We start from the raw sequence: 15,346 nt of genomic DNA on the forward strand, positions 1-15,346 counted from the left end.
CGGTGCCGACAGTTAGGGTCGCAGGCGACCCACCGGGCGATCTACCAGAGGAGAAACACGGGATGCGAAGCGGTGCGCTCAGGCTGGGGCGGCGTGAATTCGGTGCGCACGAGCCGGTGATCATGGCGATCGTGAACCGCACCCCTGACTCCTTCTACGACCAGGGCGCGACGTTCCAGGACGAGCCGGCGCTGGCCCGGGTCGAGCAGGCGATCGCGGACGGCGCGGCGATCGTCGACATCGGGGGTGTGAAGGCGGGCCCCGGTGAAGAGGTGACCGCCGGGGAAGAGGCCCGTCGCACGGTGGGGTTCGTCGCGGAGGTGCGGCGCCGCCACCCGGATGTGGTGATCAGCGTCGACACCTGGCGCCACGATGTCGGCGAGGCGGTCTGCGAGGCCGGTGCGGATGTGCTGAACGACGCGTGGGGCGGCGTCGACCCGAAGCTCGCAGAGGTCGCCGCGCGGTACGGCGCCGGTCTGGTGTGTACGCACGCGGGCGGCGCCGAGCCGCGGACCCGGCCGCACCGGATCGCGTACGACGACGTGATGGCGGACATCCTGCGGGTGACGCTGGGGCTGGCCGAGCGGGCGGTCGGACTCGGGGTGCGGCCGGACGGGATCATGATCGACCCCGGTCATGACTTCGGGAAGAACACCCGGCATTCGCTGGAGGCGACGCGTCGGCTCGGCGAGATGGCGGAGACCGGCTGGCCGGTCCTCGTATCGCTGTCCAACAAGGACTTCGTCGGGGAGACGCTCGACCGGCCGGTGAAGGAACGGGTGATCGGGACGCTCGCGACGACGGCCGTGTCCGCGTGGCTGGGGGCGCAGGTGTACCGGGTGCACGAGGTGGCGGAGACGCGGCAGGTGCTGGACATGGTGGCGTCCATCGCGGGGCACCGGGAGCCGGCAGTGGCGCGGAGGGGGCTGGCGTAGCCGCTGCCTCAGAGCCTGTCGGGTGACCTTCGACCGGAGAGCGGACGCGGCATGGTGCGTGCGATTCCAAGGCGCCGGGATGACCTCGGACGGGGTCTCCCCTGCTCGACCGGAGTCGAGAGCTTGGGGAAGGAGCTACCAGGGCATTTCGGTAACGCCGGAGGGGGTCCCCCCTGGCCCTCAAGGCCTCGGGGGAGTGCGTGCCAGGCCGTGGCCGCCCGATCAGAGGTCACCCGACAGGCTCTGAGGCAGCGGGGCGGGCAGGGCGCCTGCGGCGGGCCTTACCCCCTGCCCGCCCCTTCCCGAAACCGGGGCTCTGCCCCGGCCCCCGCTCCTCGATCGCCGGAGGGGCTTGAACTACCGGCCGACCTCCTTCGTCACGAGGTCGACCGCCTCGTCCACGTCATCCGTGACGTGGAAGAGCAGCAGGTCGTGCTCGGACGCCTTGCCCTGCGCCACCACCGTGTCCCGCAGCCAGTCCACGAGCCCGCTCCAGTACGCGGTGCCGAACAGCACGATCGGGAAGCGGGTGACCTTGCCCGTCTGGACGAGGGTAAGAGCCTCGAAGAGTTCGTCCAGGGTGCCGAGGCCGCCGGGCAGAACAACGAACCCCTGGGCATACTTCACGAACATCGTTTTTCGGACAAAAAAGTAGCGGAAGTTCACGCCGATATCGACGTGCGGGTTGAGGCCGGACTCGAAGGGCAGCTCGATGCCGAGGCCGACCGAGACGCCCTTCGCCTCCCGCGCCCCCTTGTTCGCCGCTTCCATGGCTCCGGGGCCGCCTCCGGTGATCACCGCGAAGCCGGCCTCGACCAGGGCCTTGCCGATCCTTACACCCGCCTCGTAGTCCGGCCCGCCGGCCGGGGTGCGGGCCGAGCCGAAGACGCTGATGGCGCTCGGCAGCTCGGCGAGGGCTCCGAATCCTTCGACGAACTCCGACTGGATGCGCATCACCCGCCATGGGTCGGTGTGCACCCACTCGGAGTCGCCCTCGGTGTCCAGCAGCCGCTGATCGGTGGTGCCGGGCTGCACCTGGTCCCTGCGGCGCAGTACCGGGCCCTGCCGCTGCTCCTCGGGGACGTGCGCTCCCTCGGGGTTGCCCATGACCTGCTCCCTCCGACGACGATCGATGACCATCTGTGTCAGGTCAGGGTAGATCGGCGGAGGTTACGGACAGGGGAATACCGTGGGTCAGCTGGTGAGCCAGGAGCGGAGCCGCTCCTCGCAGTGGGTGATCCGGTCGACCGCCACATGCTCGTTGCGCTTGTGCGCGAGGAGCGGGTCACCGGGTCCGTAGTTCACCGCGGGGACGCCGAGGGAGCTGAAGCGGGAGACGTCGGTCCAGCCGAACTTGGGGTGGGCGGTGCCGCCGACCGCCGCCATGAACGCCTTGGCGGCCGGGTGGGAGAGACCGGGCATGGCCGCGCCGGAGTGGTCGTCGACGGCGAATTCGACGACGCCGCAGTCCGCGAAGACCTCATGGACGTGGGCCAGTGCCTCCTCTGCGGTGCGGTCGGGGGCGTACCGGTAGTTGACGACGACGGTGCACGCGTCCGGGATGACGTTGTTGGCGACGCCCCCCTCGATCCGTACGGCGTTGAGGCCTTCTCGGTATTCGAGACCGTCGATGACCGGGCGGCGCGGTTCGTACGCGGCGAGGCGGGCCAGGATCGGGGCGGCGGCGTGGATGGCGTTGGACCCCATCCAGCTGCGGGCGGAGTGGGCCCGCTCCCCCTCGGTGCGGAGGAAGACCCGCAGGGTGCCCTGGCAGCCGCCCTCGACCTGGCCGTCGGTGCCCTCCAGGAGGACCGCGAAGTCTCCGGCGAGCCACTCGGGGTGGGCGTCGGCCACGTGGCCGAGACCGTTGAGGTGCGCGGCGACCTCTTCGTTGTCGTAGAACACGAAGGTGAGGTCGCGGTTGGGCTCGGGCACGGTCGCGGCGATCCTCAGCTGGACGGCGACGCCCGACTTCATGTCGGAGGTGCCGCAGCCCCACAGCACACCGTCGTCGTCGAGCCGGGACGGCACATTGTCGGCGATCGGCACGGTGTCGATGTGCCCGGCGAGCACGACCCGCTCGGCACGGCCCAGGTTCGTCCGGGCCACGACGTTGTTGCCGTGCCGGTCGACGGTCAGATGCGGGAGGGTGCGCAGCGCCGACTCGATCGCGTCGGCAAGCTCCTCCTCCTGACCGCTGACCGACGGGAAGTCGACGAGCCGGGCGGTGAGCGCCGGGCCGTCCAGGGTGAGGTCGAGCGTGCTTTCGGGCATGGAACCGACCCTAAAGGACTGGGCGCTCGGCCCCGGCCGGGCACTCCAGTACGGTGGCTCCGTGCCCCGGACCGTCTCCCCCGCCCGCCGACACACCGGCCGCAGCCGCCTCTTCCGTATCGCGGCTGCTTTTGTCGTGCTCGCCGCGTTGGGCGGCTATCTGGCCGTGCAGTACATATCCGGCAGCAAGGTCACCGAAGGCTGCACCGTGGAATCCGCCGACGGTTCGGCCGGCAAGGGCCGTACGTATCGGATGAGCCCGGAGCAGGCTTCGAACGCCGCGACGATCTCCGCGGTCGGCACCTCGCGCGGGATGCCGGAGCGGGCGGTGACGATCGCGCTGGCGACCGCGTTGCAGGAGTCCGGGCTGCGCAATATCGAGCACGGGGACCGGGACTCGCTGGGGCTGTTCCAGCAGCGTCCTTCGCAGGGCTGGGGCACCGAGAAGCAGATCCTTGACCCGGTCTACTCCGCGGGGGAGTTCTACCGGCATCTGGCCGAGGTCCCCGGCTATTCGCGGCTGCCGCTGACGGTCGCCGCGCAGCGGGTCCAGCGCAGTGGTTTCCCGCAGGCGTACGCGAAGCACGAGCCGGACGCGGCGTTGCTGGCGGCCGCGCTGACCGGCCGTACGCCTGCCGCGCTGACCTGCACGCCGCCCCGGACGACGGCTGCGAAGGCCGATGCGGCGAAGGTGCGGGCGGAGCTGGTTCGCACCTTCGGCAAGAATGTGCTGCCCGCGGAGAAGCCGTCGCCGCAGGACGGAACGGGCGCGGCCGGCGCGTCGGCGACGAGCACGGTCTCGGTGCCGGTGCGGGCGGCCCGCGCCTCCGGGGACGACGGCTCGGCGCGGCGCGGCTGGGAGCTTGCGCACTGGGCGGTCGCGCAGTCCGAGGCACTCCGCCTGGACGAGGTCGCGTACGCGGGCCGGGTGTGGGAGGCCGGGTCGGGCTGGCGGACGGAGCGTACGGAATCGGGCACCACCGAGGTCCGTATGCGGCTCGCGCACTAGTACGGACAGTCACCCGAAGGCGTTATCCGGCCGGCACGGAACGTCCCCTGGCGCAACACCTCCCGCCGCCGCTCCGCGATTCCTCATTTTCCTTACAGGCAAAGGGAAGTGACGGTTCATCGGGCCATCCGGGAATGCGGCGTCTGCCCGGGTTCCTCCGTTGTGGATTATGTGACGCATTGCCGACTCTTTACCTCGGCCCACCGCAACCTCCCCCGCCCTTACGACGGTTGTCATGGCGTCCGGTCAACGGACAGACAGATTCCTCATCCCGTCGAAGGAGCATCATGTCCCTCCCCCTGACCCGCCGGATCGCCCGTGCCGCGCTGCTGATCGCCGCGGGTGCAGCCCCCGTGGTCGGTGCGGCCGGTGCCGCAGGTGCCGCGGAGCTCCCGCATGCGCCGGAGCTCGGCGGTCTGACCACCGTCGACGGCGCCGGCCTCGGCAAGACGGTCGACGGCGCGTCCCAGCAGGGCACCAAGGCGGCGGGCGAAACCGGCGGCAAGATCGTCGGGACGACCCTCCCGGCCGCGGGCAAGACCGTCGACAAGGCCGGCGCCCAGGCCGCCCCCACCGTGCAGAACGCCGCCGGCGGTGCCGCGGGCAGCGCGGGCAAGGTCCTCGGCGGCGCAGCCGGTGCCGCGCCCCAGGGCGGCCTGCCCGTGCAGGGCCTGCCCACCCAGGGTCTGCCGATCGGCTGACCCGATCCGTCGGCACATCACACGCGAGGGGCCTCGGGAGTGCGCACCCCCGAGGCCCCTCGCGTGTACCGCCCGCTATCGGACCAGCCGCTTGACCGCGGCGGCCACCCGCTCGTCCGTCGCCGTGAACGCGACGCGTACGAAGTGGTCACCGGCCGTTCCGTAGAAGTCGCCCGGTGCCACCAGAATGCCGAGCTCCGCCAGGTACGCCACGGTCTCCCAGCACGGCTCGTCGCGCGTCGCCCACAGGTAGAGGCTCGCCTCGCTGTGCTCGATCCGGAAGCCGTGGCCCTCCAGCGCCGTGCGCAGGGCCGCGCGCCGGTCCGCGTACCGGGTCCGCTGCTCGGCGACGTGCTCGTCGTCGCCGAGCGCCGCGACGGCCGCCGCCTGGATGGGGGCCGGCGTCATCATTCCGCTGTGCTTGCGGATCAGCAGCAGCTCGCCGAGCACGGCCGCGTCGCCCGCGATGAAGGCCGCGCGGTATCCGGCCAGGTTGGAGCGCTTGGAGAGCGAGTGGACGGCGACGATGCCCTCGTACGTACCGCCGCAGACATCCGGATGCAGTACGGAGACGGGTTCGGCCTCCCAGCCCAGCTCCAGGTAGCACTCGTCGCTGAAGACCAGCACGTCGTGCTCGCGTGCCCAGGCGACGATCCGGATCAGCTCGTCCTTGGACAGAACGCGACCGGTCGGGTTGGACGGCGAGTTGAGCCAGAGCAGCTTCAGGCCGGCCGGGTCCAGCTCCGTCGGGTCGTCGTAGACAACGGGCTCGGCTCCGCAGAGCCGGGCACCCACCTCGTACGTCGGGTAGGCGAGGCGCGGGTACGCCACCTTGTCGCCCGCGCCGAGACCGAGCTGCGTCGGCAGCCAGGCCACCAGCTCCTTGGACCCGACGACCGGCAGGACGTTCTCGTGCGCCACCCCGACCGCACCGAGCCGCCGCTCCACCCAGCCGCTGATCGCGTCACGCAGCTCGGCGGTCCCCCACACCGTCGGATAGCCGGGGCTGTCCGCGGCGGCGACGAGCGCCCGCTGGATCAGCCCGGGCACCGGGTCGACGGGCGTGCCGACGGACAGGTCCACGATGCCGTCCGGGTGGGCGGCGGCCGTCGACTTGTAGGGCGCGAGCTTGTCCCAGGGGAAGACCGGGAGACGGGAGGAGACTGCGGACACGGATCTCTGCTTTCTCGTACGGGGGTTCCGAGGGTTGCTCGGGCGCTCGGGCGTGGAAACGCCTCGGTCCCGCACGGAGACGAGCCGTACGGGACCGGGGCGACGCACGTGCCGGCCGCTGACTACTGATTCTGCGGCGGCAGCGCAGCGATGAACGCGTGGTCGCGTTCGATCAGGCCCAGCTTGGAGGCACCACCGGGCGACCCGAGATCGTCGAAGAACTCGACGTTCGCCTTGTAGTAGTCCTTCCACTCCTCCGGGGTGTCGTCCTCGTAGAAGATTGCCTCGACCGGGCACACCGGTTCACAGGCTCCACAGTCGACGCATTCGTCCGGGTGGATGTACAAGGACCGCTGGCCCTCGTAGATGCAGTCGACGGGGCACTCTTCGATGCAGGCCTTGTCCTTTACGTCGACACAAGGCTGCGCGATGACGTAGGTCACGCTGTCGTTCCTCCTCGGTAGGGCGTTGGCTCTCGCGCGGGAGCGCGGCGTCGTCGATGCCCACATCTAGTATCTCCGTTCCCGGGCGCGAACCGAACAGGAGGGGCGGACAGAGCTATGGAATTCACCATCGGCGGACAACTCGAAGTCCGAATTACACCGGCTGACGTGGGCAAACGGGTATCAGTCCGGCGCAGGGCCGAGCACGGCTCGCAGGGGCCGAAGTTCACCGACACGGTCGGTGTTCTCACATCCTGGGACAGTGGTGTGCTGTCGATCACAACGAAGAGCGGCGACTGTGTCCGTATCGCGGAATCGACGCTGGTGGCGGGCAAGGTCGTGCCCGCCGCCCCGGCCCGGCGGCGCGGCCCCGCGGCCTCCTTCGACGAGCTCGCGACCGTCTGTGCCCGCGCCTGGCAGCCGCTGGAGAGCGAGCCGTTGGGCGACTGGCAGCTGCGCGCCGCGCAGGGGTTCACCCGGCGCGCCAACTCCGTGCTGCCGCTCGGCGATCCGGGCGTACCGCTCGACGAGGCGCTCGGGCGCGTCCGGCAGTGGTACGGGGAGCGGAACCTGCCCGCGTACATCCAGACCGCGACCGGCGCCGAGGGCACCCAGGAACAGCTCTGCGCGGCGCTGGAGCAGCGTGGATGGCGACGCGAGGTGACGGCGGAGGTACGGATCGCCGCGCTGGCGCCGATCGGTGATCTGGACGCGGATGTGTCGCAGGTGCGGCTGAGCCGGGACCTCGACGAGACGTGGCTCTCCCGCTATCAGCGCTTCGACACCCCTGGGCCGCACGTCCAGAAGGTACTGCGCGGCGGTCCCTCGGTGTGGTTCGCCTCGGTGCCCGGCGACACCGAGGGCGCACCGCCCGCGGCGATCGGGCGGTGCGTGGTGGACGGGCGGTGGGCCGGCTTCATGGCCGTCGAGGTCGCTCCCGAGTACCGGCGCCGGGGGATCGCCACCGCCGTGATGGCCGCGCTCGCCCGCAAGGCCCTGGACGAGGGCGCGTCGGCGGCGTGGCTCCAGGTGGAGACGGACAACGAGGGGGCGCGGGCGCTGTACGAGCGCATGGGGTTCGCGGTCCATCACCGGTATCACCACTTCCGGTCGGCGTGACGGAGGCGGACGAGCCCGATGAATTCTCACCACCCCGAGCAGCCCGAGCGTCCCGGCCCGGACGAGCTGCGCCGGCAGTTCGCCGAGGAGGCGCGCGCCGAGCGGCCGGACCTCGCGCTGCTCTGCCTGCTGCTGGGCGCGGTGGCCGACCCGGCGCTGGACGCGAACGGGATCGACGCGGCGCAGATCGAACTGGACGAGCTGGCGGGCCGGCTTCCGTACGGGGTGCGGGGCGGCCGGGCCTGGGCCTCGGCCCTTGCCGAATTTCTCGGCGAACGGTGCGGCTTCGCGGGCTCGTCGGCGGACTACCAGCGGCTGGAGTCGTCGCTGCTGCACGAGGTGCTGCGCCGGCGTCGCGGGCTGCCGATCCTGCTGTCCGTGGTGTGGATCGAGGTCGCGCGGCGGGCGGGCGCTCCGGTGTACGGGGTGGCGCTGCCCGGTCACTTCGTCGTCGGGTTCGGCGATCCCTCGGAGCGGGTGCTGGCCGACCCGTTCGACGGCGGCCGGCCGATGACCGGGCAGGACGCGGAGCTGCTGGTGGCGGGGGCGACCGGGGAACCGCTCGAGGAGTCGATGCTGGTGCCCGCACGGCCGCTGGAGATCGTGCTGCGGATCCTGAACAACATCAGGGCGTGGGCGGCGGCCCGTCCGGAGCGGACGGATGTGGCGCTGTGGGCGGTGGACCTGTCGCTGCTGCTGCCCTCACATCCGGCCAGGCTGCGCTACGAGAGGGCGCAGCTGCTCGTACAGAGCGGGCAGTTTCTGCGCGGGGCGGCGGAGATGGAGGAGTACGCGGATGTGGTCGACGGGGTCGAACCCGAGGCGGCGGAGGCGATCCGGCGACGGGCGCGGGCGGCGCGGGCGTTGCTGAACTAGCGGGGCGGGGGCTCGGGAGGCGGACCGGCCGCCGATCCGTGTCCCCGTCTCAGCGCCGTTCCGTCACCGCCGCCGCCAGTACCTCGGGCGCCGGTCCCTCATGCACGATGCCCAGCCGTTGCGTCGCCCGCGTCAGTGCCACGTAAAGATCGTTCAGGCCGCGCGTCGGGGACGATCACGGCGAGCCTGCCCTCGTCCAGCGCCGCCGCCTCCTTCGCGGCCAGGTCAGCGAGGGTGCGGGCGGGCTCCTGCGCCTCGTCGACGATGATGCGCCCGTCCCGGTCCGTGGTGGACAGGGCGCACTGCCCGGCAGCCCGCAACGACCGAATCGGCCACCAACGCACCGAGAGGCGGCTGCTGACCGATTCGATCGCTGAACAGCGGAAGTACCTGCCTACAGATGGTGGAACACGAGCGGCGCCTCTTCATGACGACGATGGCCGAGCCACCCGGAGTGAGAGGAAGCGCCGAACCTGCCATGGCAGCCAGTTCAGCCCTTGACCCCGTGTCGGCCAGATGATCGCGAGCCTATCTACCGTGGTCGCCCTTGCCCTTGCCCTTGCCCTTGCCGTGGTCGCCCTTGCCCTTGCCCTTGCCCTTGCCCTTATCCTTGCCCTTGCCCTTGCCCTTGCCGTGGTCGCCCTTGCCCTTGCCCTTGTCCTTGCCCTTGTCCTTGCCGTGGTCCTTGCCGTGGTCGCCCTTGCCCTTGCCACCACCGTGGTCACCCTTGCCACCACCACCGGGAGGTCCTGCCGGACCAGTAGGTCCGGTAGCGCCCGTCGGACCAGTAGGTCCGACACCGCCCGTCGGACCAGTGCCACCCGTCGGACCAGTAGGTCCGACACCGCCCGTCGGACCAGTGCCACCCGTCGGACCAGTAGGTCCGACACCGCCCGTCGGACCAGTGCCACCCGTCGGACCAGTAGGTCCGACACCGCCCGTCGGACCAGTGGGCCCGGTCGGCCCGGGCGCCCCGACGCAGGACGGCACGGTGATGGCGTTGTTGTCCAGGGTGACCGCGCTAGTACGCGCCAGGGCCCGGCCCTGGATCTCCGTGCCGTTCTGTACCGTGATGGACTCCGAGGCCAGGATGCTGCCCTTGAAATTGGAGAACGTCCCGATCGTGGCGGAGCTGCCCACCTGCCAGAACACGTTGCAGGCCTGAGCCCCATTGACAAGTCTGACGCTGCTCGCCGAGCTTGTGATCAAGGTCGATGCCGCCTGGAAGATGAAGACGGCGCCGGAGTTCCCCCCTCCGTCGAGGGTGACGGTCCCAGTGAGGGCCATTGAGCTTGTGGAGTTGTAGACGCCAGTCGTAAACGTCTGTCCTCCGAGGTCGACGCCCGTCACGTCCCCTGTCGGGGTCCGACCCGCCGCGTCGTTGTAGGCGATGCCCAGGTCGTTCTTCGCCGTGAGAGCAGGACCGTTGGCTACGTTCCGAGCGCCGAAGATGAGACCGGGCGGGAAGTTCGTCACAGAACTCCCCGGGCTGAGCCCGAGGTCTCCGTTGAGAACGGTGGGGGTGACCGTGTTGGTGACCGTTGAGCCGGCCAGCACGGCGTAACTGATGCCGGTCCCCAGTCCCACCGGAGCCTCCGCTGCATACGCGGCGGTGGTGAAGTACGTGGTCGTGCTCAGCAGAGTCACACCGGACAGCACGGCGAAGGGCGCCCTGCGCCAGATACGCCTGCCTCGGACTCGCTTGCGCCCGTCTTCCGAGAAGGCAGACGGGGTAGCAGCCACAGCCATTGAAGGTGGTCCTTCCTGTTTCGGGGTGGATTGCGTCTGCCGACCCGTAGCCGCTGCCCATCAGGTGACGAACGCCCACCTGAGCACCGAGTCCGCTGGAGCGGGAGACCGCAGAACACGCAGCGAACGCACAGTGACGAATCATCACGCAGGGTTCACCAAGTGCGGACCCATATGAACATAAGACGGCGATAAAGCCAGGAGGCGCGAGGGCGAGTGCCCATCACCTGCCGCACCGTCACGCCACCAGCGGTCGCGCGAACACCTCCGGACCAGCGCCCCGGCCGACCGCCTCAGCCCCTTCGACGAGCCGACTACCGGCGGTCCCCCTGCCCGGCGACCCTGCGCACCGTGTGCAGCAGGTACTCCTTGCGGTTGAGCGGATTGCGGTCGGTGCGTGCCCGGTCCGGGGGCGTACCGACGACCGCCCGGTAGCGGTCGAAGTCGGATTCCAGGACCCCTTCGCCGCGCGTCAGGGCCGGGAGCTGTTGCTGCAGTTCATGGACCCGCGCAGCTGGAATCTCTCCCTCCAGCACGCATGCCGCACCTTGCACGGCCGGTGTCCCGGGGACGGCACGCAGATGTGCGAGTACCGGCAGGAGCGGACCCAGCAGGTCCGCGGGGAGTTCCAGACGGAAGCGGTGCATCGGCTCGTACACCGTGGTGCCGGCCTCCCTCAGTGCACTCATCAGGACCAGGGGGGTCAGATTGCGGAAGTCCCCGGCGGTGCTCGACATGCTCTTGTCGAAAACGGCATGGGAATGGCTCTGCCGGGGCCAGTAGCCGGAGTGCGTCATGGTGACGACGCAATCGGTGACCTGCCAGCCGTGGATTCCCTGCCGCAGGGTCTCCCCGACTGTCTCCTCCACCGCCCTCATCAGGGAGAACGGCATCGATCCGAGCTCCACCTCCAGCCGGTACTCGATACCGCTGCCGATCGGGGCGGGATCGATCCGAAGGCCGATGGTTGCCAGAAAGGGATTCGGATCCTGGTCGCCGACCTCGTACGCCGCACCGCTGCCGTTCGGCCGTTCCAGGCAAATGGTCGTGGTCTTGCGGAAGGTGACATCGATTCCGAATTCATCGGCGAGCGTCGCCTGGATGACTTCTTTCTGTACCTCGCCGTAGAGCGAGACGGACACTTCTTTCCGGATGTCGTCCTGCCGCAGATTGATCAATGGGTCCTGCTCGGCCAGTTGCGCGAGCGCGAAATGCAGCTCGCCCCTGCTCGCCGGAGCGCAGGGCACCACGACCGATTCCAGTGTCGGCGGGGCGAACCAACGGCCCGGCGCGGTCCTGTCCGATACACCGACCGTATCGCCGACCCGAATGCCGCCGAGGCCCCGGAGCTTCGCGATCCGGCCTGCGCCGACCGCTGCTTCGCGCACGTCCGAGCCTCGGTCGAAGACACTGATCGCGGTCACTTTCCCCTCGTCGCGTCCGTCGCCCCGGCCGAACGGCAGCCGGTCACGTGTCCGTACCGTGCCCGAGAAGATCCGGACGTAGGCGATCTTCTCGCCGCCCGGCCCCCGCTCCACCTTGAAGACGGTGCCCGAGACCGGCCCGTCGGCATCCCCCTCGCCCGCGGGCAACAACTCCCTGACCCCGCTGATCAGGGCGTCCACACCCGCCCCGGTGATCGCCGAGCCGAAGAACACCGGATGCACCTGCGCCTGCCCGGTCTGCGTGGACAGCGCTTCGCGCAGCCTGCTGTACGGGAGCGGCGCCACGTTCTCGACGTACGCGGCCAGCAGCGCGTCGTCGTGGTCGGCGAGAAGCTCGGTCAGCCGGCCCGTGAAGTCCGCATCGGCACCGGTGTACGGCGTGCAGCGGGCGTCCCGGCCGCCCGGCCCGTCGACCGATCCCATGGCGAGCACAGCCGGGGTCAGTTTCTCGGAAATGCTCCGCAGAAGGGACTCGTCCTGCGCACCGCTGCGATCGACCTTGTTCACGAAAATGAGCGTCGGAATGCGCAGGCGTTGCAGTGTCCGCATCAGAACACGGGTCTGCGCCTGTACGCCCTCCACGGCGGAGATGACCAGTACAGCACCGTCGAGCACGTTCAGCACCCGTTCCACCTCGGCGATGAAATCCGGGTGACCGGGTGTGTCGATGAGATTGACCGTGACGTCGTCGATGGTGAACGAGACGACTGCGGACTTGATCGTGATGCCGCGTTGTCGTTCCAGTGCCAGGGAATCGGTCCGGGTGCTCCCGTCGTCGACGCTGCCGATCTCGTCGATGACACCGGCGGTGTGGAGCAGCCGCTCGGTCAGGCTTGTCTTACCGGCGTCGACATGCGCCAGAATTCCCAGATTCAGCGTGTGCACGAAACTCCATGTCTTCAAGATCGGTGGAAATTTCCGTCTGAATGAACATGAGAGTTCCGCGCATGATCTTCTCCTCGGTCGATCGAGTACTCGAGAGGGAGTACAGCAGGCGGCCGCCCCGCGCGGCAACCGATTTACCAGCCGGGCATTCACGGAGCCGGGGATTCCTGACGGAACCCGCATGCCCGCCTCCTGCGCTTTCATACCCGGCAGCCGAGGACAAGTAGATCGGCGTCTGCGCATCGGCGGGTCGCGTACGCCGTTACGCAAATTCAAAGTATGGCTCCGGGCGAATTCCCGCCAGGCACCGCGCGCGCACGTCTCGCCGGACAGCGAGAGCGAGTCTTCCCAACTCCAGTTCACCAACGGGCTGTTCGAGCCCATCGAGGGATCATTGCGGAGCCGGGTGGCGATTGGGCCACCGTACCGAAGCGTCGGCAAACGAGTGGACGATCGCCGCCCAAACCTCACGTGGCGCTGCGTGCAGTCCAACGGGTGATTATTGGCTTTTCGCCACCCGAAGGGCCCACGACATGGCCTCAATGCGGCATTTTGCGTTGGCGCAAAGTGACATTCGGACTGACGGTAGATCATGTCGCCACTGCGCCAGTCTGAGTCGACGCCCTGTCACTCTTCGCAGTTGCGGCGGAAGGAATGTGTTCAGATGCGCTCTGCCCGCACACTGTTCGCTTCGGCCGCTGTCACAGCGGTCCTTGCCATTACCGGTCCCTCCGCCTACGCCATGGCCACGGCCGCGGATTCGGGACACCACAAGGGATCCTCGTCCTCGCGCAGCGACGAGAACGGAAAGTCCGGCTCCGACGAAGGTGGCCGTGGCGGCGACGAAGGTGGCCGCGGCGGCGACGAAGGTGGCCGCGGCGGCGACGAAGGTGGCCGCGGCGGCGACGAGGGCGGCCGCGGCGGCGACGAGGGCGGCCGCGGCGGCGACGAAGGTGGCCGTGGCGGCGACGACGAGGGCGGCCGCGGCGGCGACGAAGGCGGCCGCGGCGGCGACGAAGGCGGCCGCGGCGGCGACAAGGGCAAGCCCAGCGGTGGCGTTCAGGCCGGCGGCGGCTTCATGGCCCGGGTCATCACCGACGACGAAGGCGGCCGCGGCGGCGACGAAGGCGGTCGCGGCGGCGACGACGAGGGTGGCCGCGGCGGCGACGAAGGCGGTCGCGGCGGCGACGAAGGCGGTCGCGGCGGCGACAAGGGTGGCCGCGGCGGCGACGAAGGCGGTCGCGGCGGCGACGAAGGCGGTCGCGGCGGCGACAAGGGTGGCCGCGGCGGCGACAAGGGCAAGCCCAGCGGTGGCGTTCAGGCCGGCGGCGGCTTCATGGCCCGGGTCATCACCGACGACGAAGGCGGTCGCGGCGGCGACGACGAGGGTGGCCGTGGCGGCGACGAAGGCGGCCGCGGCGGCGACGAAGGCGGCCGCGGCGGCGACGAAGGTGGCCGCGGCGGCGACGAAGGCGGTCGCGGCGGCGACAAGGGTGGCCGCGGCGGCGAGGAAGGCGGTCGCGGCGGCAACAAGGGCAAGCCCAGCGGTGGCGTCAACGCCGGTGGCGGCGGGATGGCTACGACCAGCAGCAGCCTGGCCGCCGGCTCGGCGCTGCTGATCGGTGGCATCGGCTTCGGCGCGTACAAGCTGCGCCGTCGCCAGTCGTCGGGCGGTGCGATCGCCTGACCGGGCCCAACGGCTGACCGGTCGTTTCGTTTGTCGCGGCCGCCGTCCCTCGGGGCGGCGGCCGCGACGGCTTCGATTGCACACCCCACCCCACCCCCGCACCCCTCCCTCTCCCCTCTCCAACACCGCACAACCGAAAGGCACGTTCCCATGGCCGCCCCGCAGTCTCCCGGCTCCATCCCCACCCGGACTGCCCCCGGAACCACACTGGGCCGCGCCTTGATGTGGCCCGCCGTGGCAGCCGGGGTCGGCATGCTCATGATCTACAACTCCATCGACACCTCGATCGACGACAAGCCGCCGGCCCCACCCGCCGCCGTCGCGCCCGCAGCCGCACCCGAGGTTCTCGGCTCCCATGCCGCACCCCGACCCGTCACCCCGTCGGCGCCCGCCGTCGGTCCGGCGATGTCGCGTTCCGTCCCGACGCGGCTGCAGATTCCGTCCCTCGCCGTCAAGGCACCGTTCACCGCCCTGTCCATCGGCGCCGACGGTCGGCTGAACCCGCCGCCCCCGAACGACAGCAACTTGGTGGGCTGGTTCAACGGCGGTGTCACCCCTGGCGAGCGTGGTGCCGCGATCGTGGCGGGCCATGTCGACACGACGACCGGTCCGGCCGTGTTCCTGCAGCTCCAGTTCCTCAAGCCGGGTTCCACGGTCGACATCACCCGCGCCGACGGCTCGGTCGCCACATTCAAGGTCGACTCCGTCGAGACGTTCAGCAAGGCGAAGTTCCCGGACAAGCGCGTCTACTCGGACACCCCGTCCGCGCAGCTGCGCCTGATCACTTGCGGCGGCCCGTACAACAGGAAGGCCAAGCACTACGAGGACAACGTGGTGGCCTTCGCCCACCTCGAATCCTCCAAGAATGGCTGACGGCCGATCGGCGGCCGACGCCGACATACAACCATCCGCCGGGCCGGGAGGTCGTACCGGGCGGCACGGAACCTGAGTTCCTGCCGCCCCGACTTGCCTTCTGAGCAACGGAGTTAAGCAACGTGCCCGTTCTCTCCCACCGCCGATGACGTCCGCCGAGAGGTCCGACGAGGTCTG

General features: G+C 70.1%; 14 protein-coding genes. 7 read left to right on the top strand and 7 right to left on the bottom strand.

Features of this window, described 5'->3' with window-relative positions:
* Nucleotides 1-62: 62 nt before the first annotated feature.
* On the top strand, nucleotides 63-935 hold the full coding sequence (gene folP, locus OG609_RS13885) for a dihydropteroate synthase (RefSeq protein ID WP_327273088.1): 873 nt from the start codon (nucleotides 63-65) through the stop codon (nucleotides 933-935).
* A 357-nt stretch (nucleotides 936-1,292) separates the two neighbouring features.
* On the opposite strand, the gene OG609_RS13890 is transcribed toward folP, so the two are convergent.
* Both OG609_RS13890 and dapE read right to left on the bottom strand, forming a co-directional pair.
* Nucleotides 1,293-2,042 carry a TIGR00730 family Rossman fold protein gene (locus OG609_RS13890; RefSeq protein ID WP_114246479.1) on the bottom strand — a complete coding sequence of 250 codons (750 nt, stop codon included), beginning with the start codon at nucleotides 2,040-2,042 and terminating at the stop codon, nucleotides 1,293-1,295.
* Between the two features lie 87 nt (nucleotides 2,043-2,129).
* Nucleotides 2,130-3,209 (bottom strand): succinyl-diaminopimelate desuccinylase, encoded by a 1,080-nt coding sequence (gene dapE, locus OG609_RS13895; protein WP_327273089.1) that lies wholly within the window; start codon nucleotides 3,207-3,209, stop codon nucleotides 2,130-2,132.
* 61 nt (nucleotides 3,210-3,270) lie between these two features.
* Between dapE and OG609_RS13900 the strand changes: the two genes are divergently transcribed.
* Together OG609_RS13900 and OG609_RS13905 are read left to right on the top strand one after the other, a co-directional pair.
* Entirely contained in the window at nucleotides 3,271-4,218 is a 948-nt protein-coding gene (locus OG609_RS13900) for a hypothetical protein (RefSeq protein ID WP_327278042.1), read from the top strand.
* Between the two features lie 287 nt (nucleotides 4,219-4,505).
* The gene (locus OG609_RS13905) at nucleotides 4,506-4,919 is read left to right on the top strand and encodes an ATP-binding protein (RefSeq protein ID WP_327273090.1); all 414 of its coding nucleotides are present in this window, start codon (nucleotides 4,506-4,508) and stop codon (nucleotides 4,917-4,919) included.
* A gap of 75 nt (nucleotides 4,920-4,994) precedes the next feature.
* Here the strand turns inward: OG609_RS13905 and dapC are convergent, their stop codons facing one another.
* Entirely contained in the window at nucleotides 4,995-6,092 is a 1,098-nt protein-coding gene (gene dapC / locus OG609_RS13910; RefSeq protein ID WP_327273091.1) for a succinyldiaminopimelate transaminase, read from the bottom strand.
* A 122-nt stretch (nucleotides 6,093-6,214) separates the two neighbouring features.
* A complete protein-coding gene (gene fdxA, locus OG609_RS13915) occupies nucleotides 6,215-6,535 on the bottom strand; it encodes a ferredoxin (RefSeq protein WP_018956287.1) in 321 nt (106 codons plus the stop codon).
* 117 nt (nucleotides 6,536-6,652) lie between these two features.
* Between fdxA and OG609_RS13920 the strand changes: the two genes are divergently transcribed.
* Nucleotides 6,653-7,654, top strand: a complete 1,002-nt coding sequence (locus tag OG609_RS13920) for a GNAT family N-acetyltransferase (RefSeq protein WP_327273092.1) — start codon at nucleotides 6,653-6,655, stop codon at nucleotides 7,652-7,654.
* An 18-nt stretch (nucleotides 7,655-7,672) separates the two neighbouring features.
* Nucleotides 7,673-8,530 carry a transglutaminase-like domain-containing protein gene (locus tag OG609_RS13925; RefSeq protein WP_327273093.1) on the top strand — a complete coding sequence of 286 codons (858 nt, stop codon included), beginning with the start codon at nucleotides 7,673-7,675 and terminating at the stop codon, nucleotides 8,528-8,530.
* 98 nt (nucleotides 8,531-8,628) lie between these two features.
* Here OG609_RS13925 and OG609_RS13930 read toward each other — a convergent pair whose 3' ends face one another.
* The 3 genes from OG609_RS13930 to OG609_RS13940 all read right to left on the bottom strand — a co-directional run bounded on the left by OG609_RS13930 (nucleotide 8,629) and on the right by OG609_RS13940 (nucleotide 12,609).
* Entirely contained in the window at nucleotides 8,629-8,850 is a 222-nt protein-coding gene (locus tag OG609_RS13930) for a hypothetical protein (RefSeq protein ID WP_327273094.1), read from the bottom strand.
* A gap of 208 nt (nucleotides 8,851-9,058) precedes the next feature.
* Nucleotides 9,059-10,177: an ice-binding family protein gene (locus tag OG609_RS13935; protein ID WP_327273095.1), complete on the bottom strand. Its 1,119-nt coding sequence runs from the start codon at nucleotides 10,175-10,177 to the stop codon at nucleotides 9,059-9,061.
* Nucleotides 10,178-10,593: 416 nt separating this feature from the next.
* Nucleotides 10,594-12,609, bottom strand: coding sequence for a translation factor GTPase family protein (locus tag OG609_RS13940; RefSeq protein ID WP_327273096.1), 2,016 nt, complete (start codon nucleotides 12,607-12,609; stop codon nucleotides 10,594-10,596).
* 664 nt (nucleotides 12,610-13,273) lie between these two features.
* Between OG609_RS13940 and OG609_RS13945 the strand changes: the two genes are divergently transcribed.
* Both OG609_RS13945 and OG609_RS13950 read left to right on the top strand, forming a co-directional pair.
* Nucleotides 13,274-14,296, top strand: coding sequence for a hypothetical protein (locus OG609_RS13945; RefSeq protein WP_327273097.1), 1,023 nt, complete (start codon nucleotides 13,274-13,276; stop codon nucleotides 14,294-14,296).
* 150 nt (nucleotides 14,297-14,446) lie between these two features.
* Nucleotides 14,447-15,169 carry a class F sortase gene (locus OG609_RS13950; RefSeq protein WP_327273098.1) on the top strand — a complete coding sequence of 241 codons (723 nt, stop codon included), beginning with the start codon at nucleotides 14,447-14,449 and terminating at the stop codon, nucleotides 15,167-15,169.
* Nucleotides 15,170-15,346: the final 177 nt, after the last annotated feature.

It is taken from the genome of Streptomyces sp. NBC_01224 (genome assembly GCF_036002945.1).
Lineage (GTDB): Bacteria > Actinomycetota > Actinomycetes > Streptomycetales > Streptomycetaceae > Streptomyces.